Source organism: Silvibacterium acidisoli (genome assembly GCA_022870745.1).
Classification (GTDB): Bacteria; Acidobacteriota; Terriglobia; order Terriglobales; family Acidobacteriaceae; genus Silvibacterium.
The window spans coordinates 1,443,672-1,464,468 of the sequence record CP085323.1 but is presented as its reverse complement, the minus strand read 5'-3'; the positions used below and the strand labels follow the sequence as shown (position 1 = coordinate 1,464,468).

The 20,797-nt window shown below is 58.6% G+C and carries 12 protein-coding genes; 2 read left to right on the top strand and 10 right to left on the bottom strand.

All coding sequences use genetic code 11. The annotated features are described in order from the left end of the window. Positions 1-39 precede the first annotated feature (39 nt). The 3 genes from LJD29_RS06025 to LJD29_RS06015 all read right to left on the bottom strand — a co-directional run bounded on the left by LJD29_RS06025 (position 40) and on the right by LJD29_RS06015 (position 5,687). Positions 40-3,234 (bottom strand): TonB-dependent receptor, encoded by a 3,195-nt coding sequence (locus LJD29_RS06025; RefSeq protein WP_446744849.1) that lies wholly within the window; start codon positions 3,232-3,234, stop codon positions 40-42. A 66-nt stretch (positions 3,235-3,300) separates the two neighbouring features. After that, positions 3,301-3,933, bottom strand: a complete 633-nt coding sequence (locus LJD29_RS06020) for an FMN-binding negative transcriptional regulator (RefSeq protein ID WP_446744848.1) — start codon at positions 3,931-3,933, stop codon at positions 3,301-3,303. A 65-nt stretch (positions 3,934-3,998) separates the two neighbouring features. Beyond that, positions 3,999-5,687 (bottom strand): amidohydrolase, encoded by a 1,689-nt coding sequence (locus LJD29_RS06015; protein ID WP_446744847.1) that lies wholly within the window; start codon positions 5,685-5,687, stop codon positions 3,999-4,001. A gap of 196 nt (positions 5,688-5,883) precedes the next feature. Between LJD29_RS06015 and pdxR the strand changes: the two genes are divergently transcribed. After that, positions 5,884-7,299: a MocR-like pyridoxine biosynthesis transcription factor PdxR gene (gene pdxR, locus LJD29_RS06010; RefSeq protein ID WP_446744846.1), complete on the top strand. Its 1,416-nt coding sequence runs from the start codon at positions 5,884-5,886 to the stop codon at positions 7,297-7,299. Between the two features lie 518 nt (positions 7,300-7,817). Here the strand turns inward: pdxR and LJD29_RS06005 are convergent. From LJD29_RS06005 to LJD29_RS05975, 7 genes are all read right to left on the bottom strand, one after another. Beyond that, the gene (locus tag LJD29_RS06005) at positions 7,818-8,903 is read right to left on the bottom strand and encodes a DUF6599 family protein (RefSeq protein WP_446744845.1); all 1,086 of its coding nucleotides are present in this window, start codon (positions 8,901-8,903) and stop codon (positions 7,818-7,820) included. A gap of 15 nt (positions 8,904-8,918) precedes the next feature. Next, positions 8,919-11,225 (bottom strand): N-acetylmuramoyl-L-alanine amidase, encoded by a 2,307-nt coding sequence (locus tag LJD29_RS06000; RefSeq protein WP_446744844.1) that lies wholly within the window; start codon positions 11,223-11,225, stop codon positions 8,919-8,921. A 223-nt stretch (positions 11,226-11,448) separates the two neighbouring features. After that, positions 11,449-14,118, bottom strand: a complete 2,670-nt coding sequence (alaS, locus tag LJD29_RS05995) for an alanine--tRNA ligase (protein WP_446744843.1) — start codon at positions 14,116-14,118, stop codon at positions 11,449-11,451. Positions 14,119-14,127: 9 nt separating this feature from the next. Beyond that, positions 14,128-14,937, bottom strand: coding sequence for a hypothetical protein (locus tag LJD29_RS05990; protein ID WP_446744842.1), 810 nt, complete (start codon positions 14,935-14,937; stop codon positions 14,128-14,130). 3 nt (positions 14,938-14,940) lie between these two features. Next, a complete protein-coding gene (locus LJD29_RS05985) occupies positions 14,941-15,483 on the bottom strand; it encodes a regulatory protein RecX (protein WP_446744841.1) in 543 nt (180 codons plus the stop codon). 4 nt (positions 15,484-15,487) lie between these two features. Continuing rightward, positions 15,488-17,629 carry a dipeptidyl-peptidase 5 gene (locus LJD29_RS05980; protein WP_446744840.1) on the bottom strand — a complete coding sequence of 714 codons (2,142 nt, stop codon included), beginning with the start codon at positions 17,627-17,629 and terminating at the stop codon, positions 15,488-15,490. 60 nt (positions 17,630-17,689) lie between these two features. Then, on the bottom strand, positions 17,690-19,705 hold the full coding sequence (locus LJD29_RS05975; RefSeq protein WP_446744839.1) for a sensor histidine kinase: 2,016 nt from the start codon (positions 19,703-19,705) through the stop codon (positions 17,690-17,692). Between the two features lie 74 nt (positions 19,706-19,779). Between LJD29_RS05975 and LJD29_RS05970 the strand changes: the two genes are divergently transcribed. Next, complete coding sequence (locus tag LJD29_RS05970; RefSeq protein WP_446744838.1) at positions 19,780-20,757, top strand: LolA-like protein; 978 nt, start codon at positions 19,780-19,782, stop codon at positions 20,755-20,757. The last annotated feature ends 40 nt before the right edge of the window (positions 20,758-20,797 follow it).

Genomic DNA, 20,797 nt, shown 5'->3' with positions numbered 1-20,797 from the left:
CGAAAGGCGCTCAACCGATCCGGGTCGAGCGCCTCTGATTTAGAACTGCAGCTTCAACGCGAACTGCATCGATCGCGGCGAACCGATCTGGTAGAGACTGCTGAAACCTCCATCGGCGCCGCCACCGCCGAGGCTGTCGGCGAGGCTGTGAGCGGAGATACCGAAGTATTGGTTGGTGAGCGAGTTGCGGTCGTTGTCGTTTGTGCCTGGATCGCCAAAGAGTGGATGGTTGAAGATGTTGAAGGCCTCGGCACGGAACTGCAGGCTGAGCGTGTCGTGAATGGGGAAGGTGCGGCGCAGGGCAATGTCTTCCTGCCATGCACCGAAGCCGCGAACGGTGTTGCGCTGCAGATCACCCTGCGTGTTGTTGCCGAGATTCATGGTCGAGAAGGCTGTTGCGTCGATCACCTTGCCGCCCGGCTGCGACGGATCCGGCTTCCAGAAAGGTTTGCCGGTAACATTTGGCCGCTGGTTGACGGCGTCGTTACTCCAGATCATGCCGAAGGCGCCGAGGTTGCCGGTGTTGATGTCGATTGGTTGTGAGGAGTTGGAACGGAAGAGGCTGTCGAGCGCCCAGCCATTCGTGGCGTATTTCGCGTAGCCGTTGCCGTGGCTCAGGCCGGGAAGTTCGTAGGTGATGGCATTCGAGAAGCTGTTGCGCACGTCGAGATCGGAATTGCCGTAGTCGAGATGCGGATCGTAGACGGTGTGATAAGGATGCGGCAGTGCGAGGCTGGAGCCGTTGTCGAGCGCGTGCGACCACGTGTAGCTGAAGAGCGCCTGCACGTGATGCCACATATTCTGCTTGAACTGCAATTGCAGCGAATTGTAGTTCGAGTAGTCGTGGTTGAAGTAAGCGGTGAGATACGCGAAGTTTGCGTTGCCGCCTTCTGTTGGCTGCAGCAGCTCGCTGCGCAACAGGTTGTCTCCCTTGTTGCCGACGTAGCCGATCTGGACGCTGCGCGAGTCGCCGAGGCTCTGCTGTACGGCCACATCCCACATGATGACTCGCGGATCTTTCAGATGCGGGTCGAAGGCAAAGACATAGCTGTATGGTGGATCGGTTGAGATAGGCAGCGGCGTTGCCTGCGCTTGTGTCAGCGGATAAGTGCCGTCAGCGCCAAGTAATGTTTTCGTGGTCGTGTACGGAGCTCCGAGGGTTCCCTGTGCGCCGATTTCGTTGCCGAGACCGTAATAGATGCCGGCACCGGCACGCAGCATGGTTTCAAATCCTGCAACCTGGCGTGCGAGGTAGGCCACACCTACACGAGGAGCGAAGTTTGTCTTGCTTTCATGCCAGAGCGGCGTGCCGGAGGGAGCAAGCGCAACGTTCGCGGGGTCTTCCAGGTTGATGGCAGTGAAGAGCGGATGGCCGCCTGCATCGGTCGGCGGAGGGTCGATGTCCCAACGGAGTCCGTAATTCAGCGTCAGGCGCGGAGTCATCTGCCAGGCATCCTGCGCGAAGAGTGAGACGTTGTTGAAGATAGGACGCAGGTCGGTGGTTTCCGCACTATCGATCGAAACGTTCACCGGAATCTGCGAGGTGACGAGTGTCTGCACATCCTGGAAGGTATAGAAAAGGTCGTACGGGCGGTAGCCGTTCTTCGGAGTCAGGCGGCGATAGTCTCCACCAAACTTGAGCGAGTGATGACCGAGGTTCCAACTCAGCGTGTCTACGAAATTAAGCTGGCGCTGGTGGTTGGTGGCATCGTTGCCGACGTAGTAGTCGGATGTTCCGTCATTGAAGAAAACACCAAAGACGGCATTGCTGGTGCTGTATTGCGGTTGCGACTGGAAGAGGTAGGAATCCGAGGGCGGCGTTGCTCCACCTAGATTGGTTGCCGACACAACTGTCGCACCCTTGGAATGGCTGATGTTGAAGCGAAAGTCATCGACCAGAGACGGTGTGATGACATAGGTAGCGCCGGCAGTGATGGTGTCTACGTTAGAGATGGTGTGGCTTAGTGTCGACCGCGTGTAAAAGTCGAAGGCACCGTATTGCTCACCGTCTGAAGGAGCATAGTTCCCACGTACGAAGAGATTCAGTTTCGGTGTAGGGGTGTAGTCCAGGCGCACACTGGTTGCGTTGAGCGTGGACGGATTCGAGAAAGCTGCGTAGTAGATCCCGGTGTAATTGCCTTGGATATCCTGACCAGCTGATGGCAGCGCATACGCACTCAGTAGTGGTGCGACCGCGGCGGAAGCATTCTGCCGGGCGAAAGTCGTAGGCACTACATCCTGGCGCGACTCTGGAACGCGCAGTCTCAATCCCTCATACGATCCGAAGAAGAAAAGCTTGTCGCGCAGGATCGGTCCGCCTACGACGAAGCCGAAGTCGTTTTGCTTTTCCGCCTGGCGCGGAAGTCCTTCATTGTTGTTGAACCAGTTGTTCGCGTCGAAGACGTCGTTGCGCAGGTATTCGAAGACGGTGCCGTGGAACTGGTTGGTGCCGCTGCGGGTGACGATGGCGAGTTGTGCGCCGGTCGTGCGTCCATACTCGGCGTCGAAGGTCGAGGTCTGGATCTTGTACTCCTGCATGTCGTCGACGGAGACGAGGTTATTGTAACCGCCGTTGTTACTTGTTGCCTGCGCCGTTCCGCCGCCTGCGGTGCCGAGGTATACGTTGCTGCCCTGCGTGATGCCGACGTTTGCGCTCACGCCGTCGATCGAGAAGTAGTTCGCGTCGGTGCGCTGGCCGTTGACACTGAACTGCCCGGAGTTGGTGTAGTAGGTCTTCGCCGTCACGTTGCCCGGAGTGAGCGCGATGAGTGCCTGGAAGCTCCGGCCGTTGAGCGGCATGGTCTCGATAAATTTGCGATCCACAGTGGTTGAGATGGAAGAGGTCGTATCCAGCTGCTCGGTTTGCGCGTTGACGGAGACCTGTTCCGAAGTTGATCCGACTTCTAGAGTGATGTCTTCGGCGAGCGTGTCCTGCGGGTGCAGGTCGATGGTTTCGACGATGCTCTCTTTGAATCCCGGCGCGGTCACATTGAGTTTGTAGCGGCTGGGCTTGAGCTGCGCAAAATGAAAGGTGCCGTCCTGTGACGTCTCCGTGACCTTACTGATGTTGGTGCCGATGTCAGTGAGGGTGACTTTGGCTCCAGCGATGCGCGCACCACCGTGGTCGGCAACCGTTCCGTTCATGGTGCCGCTTTCGATTTGAGCCGATGCGTTTGTAAATGCGAGCAGGAGGCAAAGGCATGCCAGGGAAAAATAGAAGATGGATCGTCTCATAAGGCGTTCTCCTTAAAATTTCTGCATAGACTTCAGACCCGGCAGCAATCGCCGCCATACTTCCAACTACCGACCGGTGTTCTGTTCGCGAATCATCGCTGCCAGCTTCCGGTCCTGTGGAGCTTCGTGAGTGTCGAGTGCGTCCGCAACTGCGAGAGCATCGCGCAACGGCTCATCCTGCCCAAGCTTGAATTTCGCTTCGATCCGCGAGACGCGTAGACGGAAGCCGGTGATTCCTGCAAAGCGGCGGGTGATCTCGCTGCGAGGAATTTCGTTTGTCTTCCATCCGCCGGGGTACTTCGACTCCATGCGGTTCACCAGGTCTTCGAGCGATTGGTCGAGCTCCGGCTCGTCCTGGAATTCAATCTGTCCGTAGCAATGCACGGCCGTGTAGTAATAGGTCGAAGGCATCTGGCGATCGGGGTACCAGCTTGCTGTCACATAACTCCACGGGCCTTCGAAGATCACAAGGACGGGTGTCGTGGTTTCACGCAGGTTCTGCAGATGTTCGTTGGCGCGCGCGATGTGGCTGATCAGGACGAGTTGTTCTTCGTCGCCGGCTTTCTCGACAACAAACGGAAGGTTCGTTGCCAGCGGACCTTCTTCGCTCTGGCTTACGAGCAGCGCCCACGGGTTCTCTTCGATGATCTGTCGAATATCCGATGGCGACTGCGGCCGCCAGCAGGGGCGCACGAACATACACGTCTCCTGTATGACTCGCAGCCTTGGAGGCCGCGGCCCGTTACATAACACTTACAGTGCGGTTACTTCAGCGAAGAGCGGACAATTTCGCCGCCAAGCACGGTCGTGACGACCGTTACATCCTTGATCTTTACCGGGTCGATATGAAAAATGTCGTCCGATAACACGTCGAAATCTGCAAGCTTGCCAGGCGCGAGACTTCCTTTTATGTCGTCCTGGCTTTCAGCGTAAGCGGAGCCCATAGTGTAGGCATGCACCGATTGCTCGACCGTCAGCTTCTGCTGAGGGAACCATCCTTCGGGATGTTTGCCATCGAGCGTGCGCCGCGTGGTAGCCGCATAGATGGTCAGCATGGGATTGATCGGTGCGACGAACCAGTCGGTACCAAAGGCGAGTGTGGCGCCCGAGTCGAGCAGGGATTTGAATGCGTACGTTGTCTCCGCGCGCTCGTGGCCGATGCGGGTTTCCGCCCAGCGGCCATCGTCGATGGCGTGGTAGGGCTGGACGGAAGCAATTACGTGTAACTTTGCGAAGCGAGGAATGTCTTCCGGGCGCAGGTGCTGCGCGTGTTCGATGCGAAGCCGGCGGTCTGCGGGGCCGTCTTCTTTTTCCAGACGCTCGTACATGTCGAGAATGGTTTTGTTGGCGCGATCTCCAATGGCGTGCGTCGCAATGTGATTGCCTGCGAGGTCGGCGGCTTTGAGTTCTGAGTAGAACTTGACTGGGTCGGCGAGCTCATCCGAAGGCAGACCGGAATTGCCGGGCTGATCGTCGAAGGGCTGCAGGAACCATGCAGTCGCCGAGCCCAACGATCCGTCTGCAAATGCCTTCAGCGAACCGATGACCAGCGTATCGTTGCCGAAGTTCGTCATGATGCCGAGGTTCTGCAGGCGAGCTGCATCGGGCAGAAGGAAGCGGGCGGCGACGCGCACGTGCCATTTGCCCTCAGCCATCAGGCGCTGATAACCGCGCACCACGCGTGCTTCCATGTCGGCGGCGTGGCCACCGGTGAAGCCCATGTCCTGCACGCTGGTTACGCCATTGTCGAGAGCGTACTTCTGCGCGGTGAGTAGAGCGGCATCGACCTGGGCGTCGGTCGGCGGAGGAATTACGCGCTCGATCAGGTCTTTCGCTGCGTCCTTGAAGACGCCGGTTGGATTGCCCTGCCCATCGCGGACGATGGTGCCGCCAACAATGTCCGGAGTATTGCGATCGACGCCGGCCAGCTTCATGGCAAGGGCGTTGGCGAGCATCTGGTGTCCGTCAGAGCGCTGTACCCATACGGGATTGTCCGGCGTTACCGCATCGATCCATTCATGCGTCGGCAGCTCGACGGGCGACCACTTCTGCTCGTCCCAGTTGCCATTGGTGATCCACGTTCCGGAAGCCTGCGTCCTGGCGAAAGCTGCGATACGATCGGTGAACTCTTTCCGGCTCTTTGCGTCAGTCAGCTGCACGCTGGCGAGACCTTGTCCGCCCCAGAAAAAATGAACGTGGGAATCATTGAACCCGGGTACCACCCGCCGTCCGCCAAGGTCGAGAGTTTTCGTCTCAGGGCCGGCCAGCTTGCGAATTTCAGCGTCAGTGCCGACGGCCAGGATGCGGTGACCGGCGATGGCCATGGCTTCGGCTTCGGGATGGGAGGGGTTCTCTGTCCAGATTTTTCCGTGCAGCGCGACCACGTCTACCTGCCCTGAAGCCAGGAACGGGGTGGGTAGGGAAATAGCCATCCACAGAAGCGCTTTGTGCACGTCAACTCCGATCAGCCACTGATTTTTTGAATACCAAGCCCCAGCCGGCGCGTATGAATTCCGCCAGCTCTCACAGAAATGAAAAGTTTGCTCAGCTTTGACGTAAACGTAAGGTCAATTCTGGCTGGTGTAAAGAGCCAGAAAATGAAAATATCAAGGTGCCAGATGCGCAAAGATCTTTTGTTCGAGGGAAGCGATGAGAGGCTTTGACCAGCTCCGGCTGGACAGAACGCAGCGCCGGACTCTTCAGCAGCAGCTCACCGACCAGCTGAAGGCAATGATCCAGGAGGGCCGCCTCAGGCCATCGGAGAAGCTGCCATCCACGCGCGCGTTGGCTGAAGAACTGAATCTTTCGCGGAATACAATCACGGCGGCGTTCGAGCGTCTCCATGACGAAGGCTATCTGCAGGGATGCGAACGCAGCGCCTTCGTGGTGGGCACAGTCACCCGCGCCTTCCGCCCGGGCGAACGTCAACGGCCGGCCCTGGCGGTTAAGTCAGCTCCTCCCCGGCAACTCATGGGTCCGAGGCCATTTCGCCCCGCCCAGCCGGACGTAAACCTCTTCCCGATGAAGCTATGGAATCGCCATCGCATGCGCGTTCTGCGCAGAGGTAACGAATTATTGCAGTATCAATCCCGTTTCTCGATGGGGCTGGATGAGCTTCGGCAGGCCGTAGGAGCGTATTTGAGGGATAGCCGGGGCATCAGGTGTCACTGGGAAGAGATCGCCGTCACAGGGGGCTCTCAGCAGGGGCTCTACATGCTCGGGCAGCTTCTGCTCGGACCGGAACGAAGCGCTTACATGGAAGACCCCGGCTATCCGGGTGCCCGTCGCTGCTGGGAGCAGGCAAAGGCACCGATCGTGCCGGTTCCGGTGGACGACGGTGGGATATGCCTGCCCCTGCCGGATGCGCAGGACGCATCGCTGCTTTATGTGACCCCGTCGCACCAGTTTCCACTTGGGGCTCGTATGTCGCTGGGGCGCCGGCTGGAGCTTCTGCGGATCGCTCAACAGCGTGGCCTGTGGATCGTCGAGGACGATTACGACTCCGAGTTCCGCTTCGATAGCGTTCCCCAGCCCAGCCTGCAGAGCCTCGATGAATTTCGCCGGGTTATCTACGTAGGATCTTTCAGCAAGACCTTGTTTCCGGGCCTGCGGCTTGGGTATGTCGTGCTGCCGCCCGAACTTGTCGAGCCCTTTGCGCGGCTCAAGGCCACGCTCGAGGATCATGGGCCGCTGGTGGACCAGGCCACCCTTGCGGCATTTCTTGAGAGCGGGGCCTTCGATTCGCACTTGCGCCGATGCCGCCGCGTCTATCGCGAGCGTCAGCAGTTGTTCCTGGAACTGGTGGCGCAAAAAGGATTGCCGCTGGTGTTTCCGATCACTGGCCATGGAATGAACCTGGCAGGACATTTCTCGATAGAGGTTGAGGACACCAGGCAGAGCGCCGCCCTGGCTGAGGCGGGAATCGACACCCCGGCGCTCTCGTCCTACTGCAACAAAGCCTCGCGATCCGGTCTGCTGTTCGGGCTGACAGGTTTTGCGGACGGCGAGATCCGGACGGGAGTAGAAGCGATGAGCACCACCCTGGTGAAAAGTCTCGGGATTTGAATGGCCGAATGATTCCGGTACCACGTATGCGGCATTCACCGTTTATTTTCAACGGTTTATCTGGGATGTTGGCGAAAAAGAAGACTGAATCGGGAAGGAAGTCAGGGGAGCGGATTTTACCGCCCGTTCCCACCGCTCGTAAACCCGTTGCGGCGAAAAATTCGGCAGGGGAGTAACGCTTCGGTCTTGCTCTGGAAGCTCTCTTTGAAGCTAAGTCCTTCCAGAACAACGAAAAGGCCGCCCGGCAACAGGGCAGCCTTTTCTTTAGGGAGAATAGTTCCAACGGAGGCAAAGCCATCAGAACTTTCTGGCGAAATACTATGGTCGGGGGCGGGGGGTGTCAAGGCAAAATCCTGCGTTCGCCCTCGCCTATTGGCTTCGGAGCTAACCCGCTCGCTGCATCGGGCGAGGTTTGCCTCCTAAACGGTATCTATTATGCGAGCCGACCCGTGGCGACGTGCAAAGTCTTTAATATCTGTTACTTAAAAAGAAAAAGAATATCCTCGGAATGCGAGTGTTTACTCCTTCAATCTCAGGCTGATGAAATCGTCGTCGTTCATTGTCGAAATGGGCTTTCCGCGGAGCTTGCGCACCAGTGCTCTTCCACCACCCAGGAAAAGACCCAGAAAGATGGCCGCTCCGCCGAGGATACAGGTGAGGTAAGTGATGCCGAGCAGCAGGCGAGCCGTCTTCTTTACCTCGTTGACGTAGCCTTCGGGATGATTCCAGGTAATGGCGGCAGACCAATGCACCTCGCCGATCAGTTTCTGGGCTGCTTCGTGTGAGAGCGAGCCGGTAGCAATTGCCACCAGAGGACCGGCGCGACGGATGTTCTCGGAAGCGTGCGCTTCTTCCAGAGCTTTAGCGCGACCGGTTGCGATCTCTGGTGTCGGGTATTCAAGGATGGTCAGTGTGCCGCTTCCATCGCGGCTGGCGTACTGCGCAGTTACTGCTTCGGCATCGCGGCTGAAATCGATCAGCGCCGGCGACAAAGCGCCTCCGGTTTGAGCATAGGCAAGCGGCCCGATGGCGTAACGGATGGTTTCGTGCTTGAGACCTGCCGGAGGCAGGTAACCGGGCAGTGTGGGCGGCACGCCTTCAGGACCGAGGGTCTGCGGGATTGCTGATGCCAGCGCGCCGAGGTCACGAGAGTCTATCGCCCCGGCGTGATCCATCGAAACGTCGACAAGCGTGGTGCCCTGCCAAAAGACAACTTCCTTGCTGTTGCCTGCGCCGCTCTTGCCGAGCTTCTGCTCAGTCATGTCCGGTTGACGGTAAAAGGTGAACGCGCCGTAGGTCCCCGTTGCATCCTGAAAGCGCATGGCGCGGACTGAGATCTGCTGATCGTTGTGGGCGAAGCCAGTGGAGGCGAAATCATGCAGGCCATACTCTTTGAGCACGTCAGCGTTTTTCGCGTCAGCGTCGGTCGCCGAAGTTCCTTTTTGCGGCGTGCCGCTTTGCGTCCATCCTGCGAAAGAAGCTGGAAGCAGCGGGCGCAGCGGAAGCGTGACGGTGACCGGAGACTGGTTCTGCGGCAGGGCGGGGAGGGTCGCAAGCGCGAGCCCAACGCAGGCTATGCCGAACGAACGCACAGAGAAAAACATCGCAATCTGAGACTATCACCTGCTGCCATGCGAAGCGTCCGCTACGCGCGTTCCGCTGAGACTGCCCACGTAGCGGGCGACACCATGGTACAGAGATTCAGCAATGCGCTCGCGGTACGCGCCCTCACGCAGCTGGTGGGCATCGTTCGGATTGGTGAGGAACGAGATTTCGGCAAGGATTGAAGGCATGTTGGCACCGATGAGCACGACGAACGGAGCCTTCTTGACGCCGCGATCTTTCAGTCCCGGATTGCCGTCTTCGAGTCCGGTGTAAAGACTCTGCTCGACATCCGATGCGAACTCGCGTGACTCGTTGATCTTGTCCTGCAGCGTGATCTTTTTCACGAGGTCGGAGAGCTGGTGGATGGACTGGTCGGAGACGGCATTTTCACGCGCGGCTACTTCAAGCGCATCGGCTGAGGTGGTGAAGTTGAGGTAGTAGGTCTCCACGCCGCGGGCCGAGGCATCGGAACTGGAGTTGGCGTGTACTGAGATAAACAGGTCGGCCTGCGCTTTATTCGCGATGGCGGTACGTGTCTCGAGCGGAATAAATGTGTCGTCGTCGCGTGTGTAGATCACGTCGGCGCCGAGGCGCTCCTTGAGCAGCTTGCCAAGGCGCAGAGCTACGTCGAGCACGACATCTTTCTCTTCGATTCCGTCGGGGCCGAGTGTGCCGGAGTCGTGGCCGCCGTGCCCTGCATCGACAACGATGCGATTGATCTTGAGCCCGAGTGCGCGGACCATGGAACGTTGTCCATCGGCGGTGGGTTGCGCGGCGCGGATTTCCGGCATGACGGCGTCTGTTGAATTGGTGGGCCGCGCAGGCCGATTTCGAGTAGTTGCTGGGAACGGCGGCGGAGTGACGGAGGCGAGTTCGTTTGGCTGCGGAGCCTGCGTGGTTCCAGCGACAGATTCCACGACCGGAGCCGTAGTGGGCCGGCGTGTTGCCTTCACCCGGTTGGGCTGCTGGCTCAGTGTTGCCACGTCGGCGAGAGCTGAGGGATCGGCTGTAGCAGGTTTCTCCGCATCACTTGCAGGGGAGCCGACGTGTGGCTGCCGTCCGGATCGGATGGTCGCGGTTGTTGCCGGAGGCGCCGTCTTCGGAAGCGGAGCGCCGAGTTCGTTTACCGAGGCAGTCGAAGAACCGATGCCCACGTTTGCAGGCTGCTGGGACTTCGCAGGCGCAGGAACAGGAGCTGCTTTCGCTGGAACTGGCGGCGGTGTGGTTGCCGCTACCGATGCCGGATGCGGCCTTGACTTGCTGCCGTGCACATCGATGATGAGCCGGTAAGGATTCGGCAGAAAGAAGGCCGAGTATTCGCTTACATCGCTGACATCGAGTACTACACGTGTGACGTCGTTTGAAAATTGAGCGACGCGGATACGCTTCAGAAATCCGTCGTCAATCACTTCATCGGACTTGCCGATCAGCTCAGGCGAAAGCCGTGTGCCATGAAGGTCGAAGAAGATGCGATCCGGGCCGGTGACACGTGTGGCCTCGTAGCGTACTTCATCCTGCAGGTCGATCGCGACGCGGGTATAAACCGACGTGGACCAGTGCCGAACGCCGGTGACCAGCGGTTGCTTGCCACGACGCGGCGGAGGCGTGGCGTTGAGCGCGGCTTCGGAAAGATGTGACGGCTCGGGCGGCGCAGCCTGGACCGGAGGCGGAGGAACATCGCTTTCGGTGCGCGTCTGTTCCGGCGCGGTCTCGATTTGTCTCGATGGTTTTGCGGTTGTCTTGCCAGTCTTTTCTGCCTGTTGGGATTGGATCGCCGCATCGAGAACGGTCTTGCGTCGTTCCGCAGGCGTGGGCTGCTGCGTGGTGCGATCTGTTTCTGGCGCGACCGTCGTCTGCGCAGAGAGATTGTTCTGATGTCTGCCGTGGCCAATCGGCTTCTTAAGGTTTGCGAGCTCCGCGCGTGCGGAGTTAGCCAGCGGATTCTGCGGATAAAGCTTGAGGAACTGCTGAAAGGTTGCGCGTGCGTTGTCGCGGTCGTTCAGATCGCGCAGATAGATTTCGCCGGTGGTCAGCAATGCACTGAAGCGAAGTTTGCTTCCGGGATATTCCTTACGCAGAAAATCGTACTGACCGATGGCATCGTGAAGAGATTTCTCGTCTTCGAAGAGACGTCCTTCTTCGGCAAGCAGATCGGCTACGGCCGCGACTGCGTCGTCGGCTTTCCCAGAGCGTGGATCGGAATGGTAGACCGCACGGTATGCATCCATCGTGCGTTCGTAGTCGCGGCGGGTGCGTTGTTTTTCGGGGCGGCCTTCGAGAGCTTCGCGCATGCGCTGCGCTTTTTCAAAAGGGGTACGCACCGTGCTGTTATGCGCCGGCTTCGCGAAAGATGTGGCGGAAAAAAGAAGCAGGCAGATGCAGCCGGCAGTCGAGAGCACACGGCGGAGGCGTTCTGCATGGAGGGAGAAAACCGGCATAGGCGCACGCGACACTACAGATTATAAGTTCCGTTCGGGCTCATCGAGCGCATGGATATGCAGGTAGACATGCGGGATGAACCCAGAACGGAACCCTCTGTTGTGGTCAGTTCAGAAATGATTCGACGGTTGCAGGAACGCTTGCGAGTGCGGCACCGAGTTGGCTCGCATCTTTGCCACCAGCTTCGGCCATGTCGGGGCGTCCGCCGCCGGAGCCGCCGACGAGCTTTGCAATTTGCCCAACTACTTTGCCTGCCTGCACTTTGCCGGTGAGGTCTTTGGTCACGCCGACGATCAGCGCGACCTTGCCTTCACTGTCCACCGAGCCGAGTACGACAACGCCCGAGCCGAGTTTATTGCGCAGGTTGTCGACGAGCGTACGCATCTGTCCGCGATCGAGCGCGTCGACGCGTTGCGCGAGAACTTTGACGCCCTTCACTTCAATGGCCTGGTCGGCTGCTCCTGAAACCGCGGAAGCGGCCGACTTCATGCGCAGCTCGTCGAGCTCGCGGCGCAGTTTCTTAACTTCTTCATCCTGCGCACTGAGTTTGCCGCGCAGCGCATCGGCGGGAGTGAGTTCGGAGTTCGGCGAGAACTGGATGGCCAGTTGTGCTGCATCGTAGCCGCGACGGAATTCGTTGAGCGCGCCCAGGCCGGAGACGGCTTCCACACGACGCACTCCGGAAGAGACACTGCCTTCGCTTAGAAGCTTGATGACGCCGATTTCGCCGGTGGCTCCGGTGTGCGTGCCGCCGCAGAGCTCGGTTGAGAAGTCGCCGATCTTCACAACACGAACCTTCTCGCCGTACTTCTCTCCGAAGAGCGCCATGGCGTGATACTCGTTGATGGCTACATCGATCGGAACATCTTCGATTGTCTCGACGCGGGTGTTGCCGAGCACTTCCTTATTAATGATGTCCTCGATCTGCTGGAGCTCTTCGTCGGCGATGGAGGTGAAGTGCGAGAAGTCGAAGCGCAGGCGGCCCGGCTCGACGAGCGAACCGGCCTGCTTTACGTGCGTGCCGAGCACTTCGCGCAGTGCGGCATGCAGCAGGTGCGTCGCGGTATGGTTGCGGCGGGTGGCGTTGCGGAAGTCCGCATTGATGACGGTATCGACCTTGTCGCCGATCTTCAATGGCTGGCGCAGGATGGCTTTATGGGCGAAGACTCCCTGCACCGGCTTGGTGCAGCCGCTGATGTCAGCAACGACGGAGTTGTGATCGTCGGAGTAGAACCATCCGTTGTCGCCGATCTGTCCACCGGAGTCGGCGTAGAAGCTGGTTTCGTTGAGGACGACTTCGACTGCATCTCCCGCATTGGCCGAAGGAACACCGACACCGTCTTTGACGATGGCGAGAACTTCCGCGCCTTCGACTTTGAGTTTCTTGTAGCCTTCGAAGTCGGTCTTGGCGAGCTCGCGATAGGCGGGGCTGGCGGATTGCTTGGAGCCGCCCTTCCACGAAGCGCGCGCACGAGCCTGTTCTTCGGCACGAGCCTGCTCGAAGCCTTCGAGGTCGAAGTGGATGCCGGCGTCATGCGCTGCGTCCATCATGAAGTCGAGCGGGAGGCCGAAGGTTTCGTAGAGATGGAAGGCTTCTTTACCGGAGAGTGCGCCCTGCTGCATCACGGTCTGCAACTGGCGTGCACCGACTTCCATGACGCGTGCAAACTGCCGCTCTTCGGCTTCGATGACCTTGGCAACACGATCTGCGGATTCCTTCAGCTCGGGATATGCGTCCGCCATCTCGTCGCGGACCGCGTAGACCATTTGGTGCATGAAGGGTTTGTCCTGGCCGAGCAGGCGTCCGTGACGGATACCGCGGCGCAGAATCTTACGCAACACGTATCCACGGCCTTCGTTCGCTGGCAGTACGCCGTCGGAGATGAGAAAGGTTGCGCAGCGGGCGTGGTCGGCGATGATGCGCAGCGATGCCTTCGAGAGATCGTCGGTGCTCTGCTCCGTTAATTCGGCGGCGCGCTTGATGAGTGGCGTGAAGAGATCAGTCTCGAAGTTCGAGAGCTTCCCTTGCAGCACGGAGGCCAGGCGCTCGAGTCCTGCGCCGGTGTCGATGGATGGCTTGGGTAGCAGGCTCAGTTCGCCATCTGCACTGCGGTCGAACTGCATGAAGACGAGGTTCCAGATTTCGACGTAGCGCGCGTCGTCTTCACCGAAGGGCTTGTCGGTGCCGGGAACTTCAGCGGCTTCGATGCCCATGTCGTAGAAGATCTCCGAGCATGGGCCGCAGGGGCCGGTTTCGCCCATCTGCCAGAAGTTATCCTTCGAGCCGAACTCGCGGATGCGGTCGGCCGGGACGCCTTGAGCGAGCCACAGGTTATAGGCTTCTTCGTCGCGGGGTACGCCGTTCTCACCTTTGAAGATGGTGACGTAGAGCTTGTCCTTGGGAATGCCGAACCATTCGGGCGAAGTGACCAGCTCCCACGCGAAAGCGATGGCGTCCTGCTTGAAGTAGTCGCCGAAGCTGAAGTTGCCGAGCATTTCGAAGAAGGTATGGTGGCGGCGCGTGAAGCCTACGTTTTCAAGATCGTTATGTTTGCCGCCGGCGCGCACGCACTTCTGTGAAGATGTGGCGCGGTTGTAATCACGATGTTCGGCCCCGAGAAAGACGTCTTTGAACTGGTTCATGCCTGCATTGGTGAAGAGCAGGGTCGGGTCATTGGCAGGAACGAGCGAAGAGGAGTGCACGCGACGGTGCCCCTTCGTCTCAAAAAAGCGCAGAAAGGTCTCACGAATTGCGGAGCCGGAACGTGATTGCATAGATAAATTTTATAGGAGCGCGGTGAGCGGCTCCGGCTGGGCGAAAATTTTTCCTTCGAGACGATTGGCATGGCTGAGGTTCCCGGCGGTTTTCAGAAACTCTTCGCAGCGGTCGCGCATGCCAAGGACGGAAACCAGCGCGTCGAAGGCATCGACTGACTGGATCGCATCCCGGCTTACTTCCTTGGGGAGCCACCTGAACCGGTCCGCATCCAGAAACTTCCGGCGCTCGTCGAGTCGACTGACAGGGATCTGCGTAAAGAGACGCGGATAGATCTCGACGATGCTCTGTTTTCCCGGATGCTGAAAGGGCCAGATGCTGAAGCCCGCCCGTTGCAATTCGAGAAGGTGTTTCGCGCCTCTCAGCGTTGCTGTGCCGACTGCCCCGGGGTAGTTCACCTGGAAGGCGGATTTCGGGTACTGGCCATTGACGATAGTGTGCAGGTCAGTCTGCCGCAAACTCTCTTCGCGACTCAACCTGCGTGGCTTCGGATGCGCTGCCCGGCCCCAGAACGGAGTTTCCTTACATAGGATGAGACGCTCGGCGTTCTCCTCTATATATGTCCAGAAGTCGTGGATTGCCGGGCCGTGCTGCTCAACGTACCAGAGCGGAAAGCTGAATGCGAAGTCGAGTCCGACGAGAAGGCGGGGGTACAGTCGTTTCTGCTCGATCAGCCATGCGGTGACTTCATCGCGGGTGCGTCGGGAGTCGAGGCTGAGGTCGTTGCCCGAAAGCTTTGCCGCCCAGATGTGTTTTCGCTGTGAAGCGGCATCCTTCGCGCCGGACCAGTCGATGGCGATGAGCACCGGAAGCTGCATCGATTACTCGGCTTCTCCGTCTTCGAATGCAGACAATGCTTCGTCGCTTACGTTCCATCGCCGCAGCACCTTGAAGATAGCTCCACTTGAGAAGCCGGCACGCATCAGCATGCGCATTACTCGCGCTGCTTCCTTATCGTTGGTTGGCTCTTTCACGCGCTTGCGTTCCAGGTGGCGGCGCGCGAGGGCTTCTTCATCCACGTTCTCGTAAGCGCGGTCGAGGGTTTCTGCAACCAGCTCAGCCTTTACGCCTTTTTGTGCGAGATCCTGCTGCACGCGCCTGCGGCCGAAGCTGGCGTTGTCCTGGCGCAGCTTTGTGTAATAGGCGGCGAAGTCAGCATCATTTAAATAGCCGTACTCCTTGAGGCGGAGCACAACGGCATCGATTTTTGCTCTGCCATATTCGTCCGGCTCGACCTTTGTGCGCATGAGCCGCGTAAGCTCCGCGACGGTTCGCATGCGCCGCCCGAGAGCTTTCACCGCATATTCGTGAAGAGCATTCTCATCGAATGGTTCAAACGGCTTTTTCGATTTTCCAAAGGGCATCGGGTTACTTTGTCCACTGGTCAACCCAGTCGTTGACCGTCTTATACCAGAGCTCTGAGTTCTGCGGCTTCGCGACCCAGTGGCCTTCGTCAGGGAAGTAGAGCATCTTCGACGGGACGTTCATGCGCTGCAGCGTGGTGAAGAGCTGATAGCCCTCCGAGACGTCGAGCCGGTAATCGAGTTGCGAATGAATGACGAGCGTAGGTGTCTTGAAGTTCGTTTCGGCCAGCATCGGAGACCAGCGGCGATAGAGAGTCCGATTGGTCCATGGGGTGCCTTTGAATTCCCACTCGTTGAACCACAGTTCTTCGGTCGTGCCGTAAGCCGACTCCGGATTGAACATGCCGTCGTGCGTGACGATGCAGCGGAAGCGCTGCGTGTGGCCGAGAATCCAGTCAGCCATATACCCGCCGTAACTGGCGCCAAGCGCGCACTCGCGCGTCTTGTCGACGTAGGAGAAGTGGAGCTCGGCATAGTCGAGTCCGCGCATGAGGTCTATATATGGCTTGCCGCCCCAGTCGCCATTCACGCCGTCCGTAAAGGCCTGTCCATAGCCAACGGAACCGCGCGGATTGATCATGATGACGACGTAGCCGTTGGCGGCGAGCAATTCGGCATTCCAGCGATAGCTCCAGCTGTCTCCCCATTCACCTTCGGGTCCGCCGTGAATCAGGAACTTCACCGGATACTTTTTCGACTCGTCGAATGCCGGTGGCTTGATGACAAATCCCTGCACACGTACATGGCCGATGGATGGGAACCAGAAGGACTGCATCCGCGGAAGATCGAGCTGCGCGAGCAGAGCGGTGTTCAGGTGAGTCAGCTGTTTCTCCGACGCTACCTCACGAGTCGCCGTATAGCTGGTGGGCTGCAGATAGCGGCGCGTGGCAGGGCTTTCGTGATCGGTGGCTTTCGTCACCCTGGCTGGATCAAGAGTGACTACTTCAGAAGGCAAACGCACCGTCATGCGAGAGGCGATAAGCTGCCCGTTCGGTAGTACATGGAGATCGCCGTAAGAGCCTTCGTCCGTTAGCTGGTGCAGGTCTTTGCCGTCGAGAGTCGTCGAGAAGACAGGTGACCGGCCCGAGTCACCCGCGATGAAGTAAATCTTCGAGGAGTCCGGGGCCCAGGTGAATTCGTCGATCCAGCGATCGAAGTCCGGCAGTGGCTGCGAAAGCTTTTTGGCGGAGCGGTCATAAATGACCAGGCGGAAGCGATCGCTCTCATAGCCTGCACGTTCCTGTGAACGCCATGCGATGTACTTGCCGTCAGGCGAGTAGGCAGGAGAAAGGTCTCCACCGGCGGCGGTCGATATCTTCACGGGCTTCGCGGAAGGATCGTCGAGCTGCAGCGTAAAGATGTCAGAGTTCGTGCTGGTGGCGGGAACGGGGTCGAGGTTCTCCTCGAAGGCGATCTGCTTACTGTCCGGCGAGAAGGCATAGGCGTCGGGACCGCCTAGTGAGAATGGCGGCACGTCGTGGCTGTCGCCCGCCGTCAGATCACGTGGCGTGCCGCCTGTTGCGGGAATCACGAAGAGATGGCTGCGCTTGTCGCCGGTGAAAGCTGTCCAGTGACGGTACAGAAGATGGGTGAAGATCTGAGCCTTTACTTTCGACGAATCCTGTTCCGCATCACGTTGCTGGTTGCAGGCGTCGTCCTTGCAGTCGGGATAGACAGCAGAGGTGAAGAGAATATTTCTGCTATCTGGCGACCATATGGCTCCGTCAGCTTCCGTGCTGATGGACGTGAGCTTGTGCGGCTCATCGATCTCGCCGTTAGCGGAGTTGAAATCGGCCAGCCAGATCTGCTGGCCATCTTCACGCTTGCTTTGGAAGAGAATGCGCTTGCCGTCCGGGGAAAAACGTCCGCGGCTTTCGCCGGCCAAGGAAGCCGTCAATGCATGGGACTCTCCGCCTGTAGCGGGAATGATCCAGATATGCGATGTGCGGCTGTTCTTGTCGAGATCGACGTCGGTCGCCGAGTAAAGGACCCATCGTCCGTCGGGTGAGACAGAGATGTCTCCCAGGCGCCGCATCTTCATCATGTCGATGAAAGTCATCGGCCGTCGCGACTGTGCGTTCGCGAAAGTGAAGGAACCGAGCAGCGAAATGACAGGCAATAGAGCCGAAAACCGGCGGTAACGCATGGGATCCTCTTCAGAGATTTTCCGGAATTGCTGAATCATCGTACAACGTTCGGTCTTCGGTTAGGACGCGAATACGGTGTCGGTAGTTTTGTCGATGGGGATTTCTATGGAGACAGCTGCGCCGTGGGGCTGCAGGTTTGAGAGGACTATCTCCCCACCATGCTCGCGGATGATCGAGTAACAAAGGCTAAGTCCGAGGCCGGTGCCTTCGCCGGGCGCTTTTGTTGTGAAGAAAGGATCGAAAACACGGTTGATGTCGGAAAAACCGGGACCGCTGTCACGCACCAATACCTGCACCTTATCCTGACCGAGCCGCGCGTCGATGCGTACCTGTTTCGGCTGATTGGCCGGTGTATTTTTCAGAGCCGCTGTCGCGTTGTTCAGTACCTGCAACAGAACCTGGCGCATCTGGTCGCCGTTAGCGCGAATGCGGGGCAGGCCATCGGCGACAGTAAGCAGCAGGGTTATGCCTGCCCGCTCAAACTCCGGCCTCCGCAATTGTTCGATATCGCGAAGCATCTGTTCGACGGAGATCGAGGCTAGCTCATCGGGAGAGGCCTTCCAGAAACGCGCGAGGCTCTCGATGGTCTGTCGCATCCGATGTGCTTCGCGTCGAATGACGGATGCGTAATCCCGCGTTACTTCGTCCGTGCCGCCTTCCGCGATGAGCTCGGCATAGCCCATGACAACAGTCAGCGGATTGTTCAACTCATGTGCCACGCCGCCGGTCAGTTGGCCGAGCCCTGCCATCTTTTCCGACTGTACGACACGGCGCAGAAGCATGTTGTTTTCGTGCGCGGCCATCAGGCGCGAAACCAGCAGTTCAAGCGGCAGCAGGTCTTCTCCCTCTAAAGGCTCCGATGGCCAGCGCAGGCCATGCAGGAAAACCGCGCCCTGCACGATGTCCGAAGCGCTGCGAATCGGAATGGCATAGATCGAGTCGACGCCGAGCGAGCGCAATGCTTCGGCATTTCCATCCATACCCCGCAGGTCGAAGACGCGCGTCATGCTTTGTGGCAAGGCTGTGCTGGTGGCCCGGCAGTTCTCGTCCATCGTCCTCGCGGTCAGGCACCTGGCGAAGGCACTGAGGGCCTGGGCAAGGGATGGCTCCATGCCTGAGCTGCCGAATACCTGAAAGGTCTGTTCGACGTTTCGCAGCAGGATGGCGGCACGCGAGAAGCGGCTGGCGCGGGTGATGACATCGCAGATCATCTGGTACTGGATTCCGAAGTCGCGATTGGGGGTGGCGGCCAGAAAGAGTTTCGAATACTGCTCCATCTCGGCGCGCGCCCGCCGGTCGCGTTTCTGCGCGATTTCGTTTACGCGGATTTCATCTTCGAGAACCAGCACAACCATCCCGATGGCTGTGACGGCCTTGGCAATATTCAGCAGGCTGATGAAGAGCGCCAGCCGGGGGGAGCTGGATGGGATGGCCGACATAACAAAAAAAGGCAATCCCCAGGTGATAAGTCCAGTCGCGGTGAAAACTACTCCCGGGCTTATCCTGCGATAAGTGATCAGCACAAGCAGTGCGGCTACCAGGCAGATTGCGCTATGGATAAGCGACAGGAGCCGCATGGCTTCGCCGGTCCAGGCCATGTAGAGGCAGACGGGTGCAGCCACGATCGAAAAAAACATCCTTAGCCCGACCGGGAAGACTTTGCAGCGAACAGTCCAGGTGATGGCAATCGCTTCCAGCGCAATGACGGATGCGACGGCTGTGAAGTGAACCGCGGCGCCCTGGTGTGGAACAAGCACGTGCATGGAGATATACACGGCCATCGGGATGGTAAAGATCGCAATCCACTTGAATGTCCCGGAGCGAACCGCGCTGTTTGTAGACATGGAAGCCAGGAACATGAGCGGACCGAGTTCGAGGCATAAATACGAAATGGCCAGGCCAAGGCCGTGACTGCCGAAATTCGATATCTGGAGAGAGAGGCGCAGGGCGGTTATCGACCATCCGAGCAGCCATAGCAGGCGCCGCTGGGTACGCGACCTGAGATAGAGAGCTGCGAAAACAGCTACAAGAATGCTGAGCAGCGCTAATGTCGGACCGTTGTAAACGTCGTTCATGTTGGGCTGTTAGAGAAGCGAAGACAGTTTACTTGCTCTTATCTTTCAAGTTATACGAAAAACTAACATGGCTCATGAAAGCCCTCTGGGCGGCCACGAAGGTCTATCCTTATGTGATGGGAGTTCATACCGAGCCTTTGTCCCGAGCCTTCGCCTTTTGCGGGAATCTCTGCCGCAGGTCCCTTGTCGCAGCTTCGCTCGCCTTCTGCGCGCTGAGCTTTGCACAGGTTTCCTACACCTCGATGCCACTCGATCAGGGGTTTGGTGCACTCGACACCTCGCAGCCGTCCTTGCCCGTGCAGCAGATCATAGACCAGTTCACCGCTAAGGAAAGTGTTTTTCGCGAAGCCATGGCGGGTTATACCTACCAGCGCAGCGTGAAGGTGGAGACGATTAATGACGATGGCAAGCCGGACGGTCAGTACTTCCAGGTTGTCGATATTTCCTACGACCCCAGCGGCCGCAAGATGACCCACGTCGTGATGGCTCCGCCTAATACACTCGAGCGGGTGCAGATGACTCCGGCCGACCTCCAGGATATTGAAGAGCGCCTGCCTTTCGTCCTGACGAAGGATGATGTAGGTCAGTATCTTGTTAGTTATGTAGGCAAGCAGAAGGTAGACGAAGTAGATACCTATGTCTTCGACGTGAGACCGAAGACTATAGAGAAGAACAAACGCTATTTCCAGGGGCGCATCTGGGTCGATCAGCATGACTTGCAGATCGTTGTCACCAACGGCAAGAATGTCCCCGACGATCTGCGCAAAGGTCATGAAGACCTGTCACCGCCTTTCACGACCTACCGCGAGCAGATCGATGGCAAGTACTGGTTCCCCGTTTACACCAAGGGCGACGGCATCCTGCATTTCTCCGGTGGTAACGGGTACATGAACCAAGACGTCCACATGCGCGAAACGGTGAAGTACACCAATTACAAGCAATTCAAGTCGACGATCCGCATGATTTTCCAGGGGCAGGATGTTAGTAATAGCGATAACCAGCAACAGCCGCCTGCGCAGCAACCGCCGGCTCAGGGGAAGCCTCAGCAATAGCCGGAGTGAGGCAGCCTGAGCGTTCCGAAAGCGAACATCA

Bases quoted from the DNA above. Each gene is read 5' to 3' on its own strand.
- LJD29_RS06025 (WP_446744849.1), bottom strand. From the start codon at position 3,234: ATGAGACGATCCATCTTCTATTTTTCCCTGGCATGCCTTTGCCTCCTG.
- LJD29_RS05975 (WP_446744839.1), bottom strand. From the start codon at position 19,705: ATGAACGACGTTTACAACGGTCCGACATTAGCGCTGCTCAGCATTCTT.
- LJD29_RS05990 (WP_446744842.1), bottom strand. From the start codon at position 14,937: ATGCAGCTTCCGGTGCTCATCGCCATCGACTGGTCCGGCGCGAAGGAT.
- LJD29_RS05985 (WP_446744841.1), bottom strand. From the start codon at position 15,483: ATGCCCTTTGGAAAATCGAAAAAGCCGTTTGAACCATTCGATGAGAAT.
- LJD29_RS05970 (WP_446744838.1), top strand. From the start codon at position 19,780: ATGAAAGCCCTCTGGGCGGCCACGAAGGTCTATCCTTATGTGATGGGA.
- LJD29_RS06020 (WP_446744848.1), bottom strand. From the start codon at position 3,933: ATGTTCGTGCGCCCCTGCTGGCGGCCGCAGTCGCCATCGGATATTCGA.
- LJD29_RS06005 (WP_446744845.1), bottom strand. From the start codon at position 8,903: ATGTTTTTCTCTGTGCGTTCGTTCGGCATAGCCTGCGTTGGGCTCGCG.
- alaS (WP_446744843.1), bottom strand. From the start codon at position 14,118: ATGCAATCACGTTCCGGCTCCGCAATTCGTGAGACCTTTCTGCGCTTT.
- LJD29_RS05980 (WP_446744840.1), bottom strand. From the start codon at position 17,629: ATGCGTTACCGCCGGTTTTCGGCTCTATTGCCTGTCATTTCGCTGCTC.
- pdxR (WP_446744846.1), top strand. From the start codon at position 5,884: ATGAGAGGCTTTGACCAGCTCCGGCTGGACAGAACGCAGCGCCGGACT.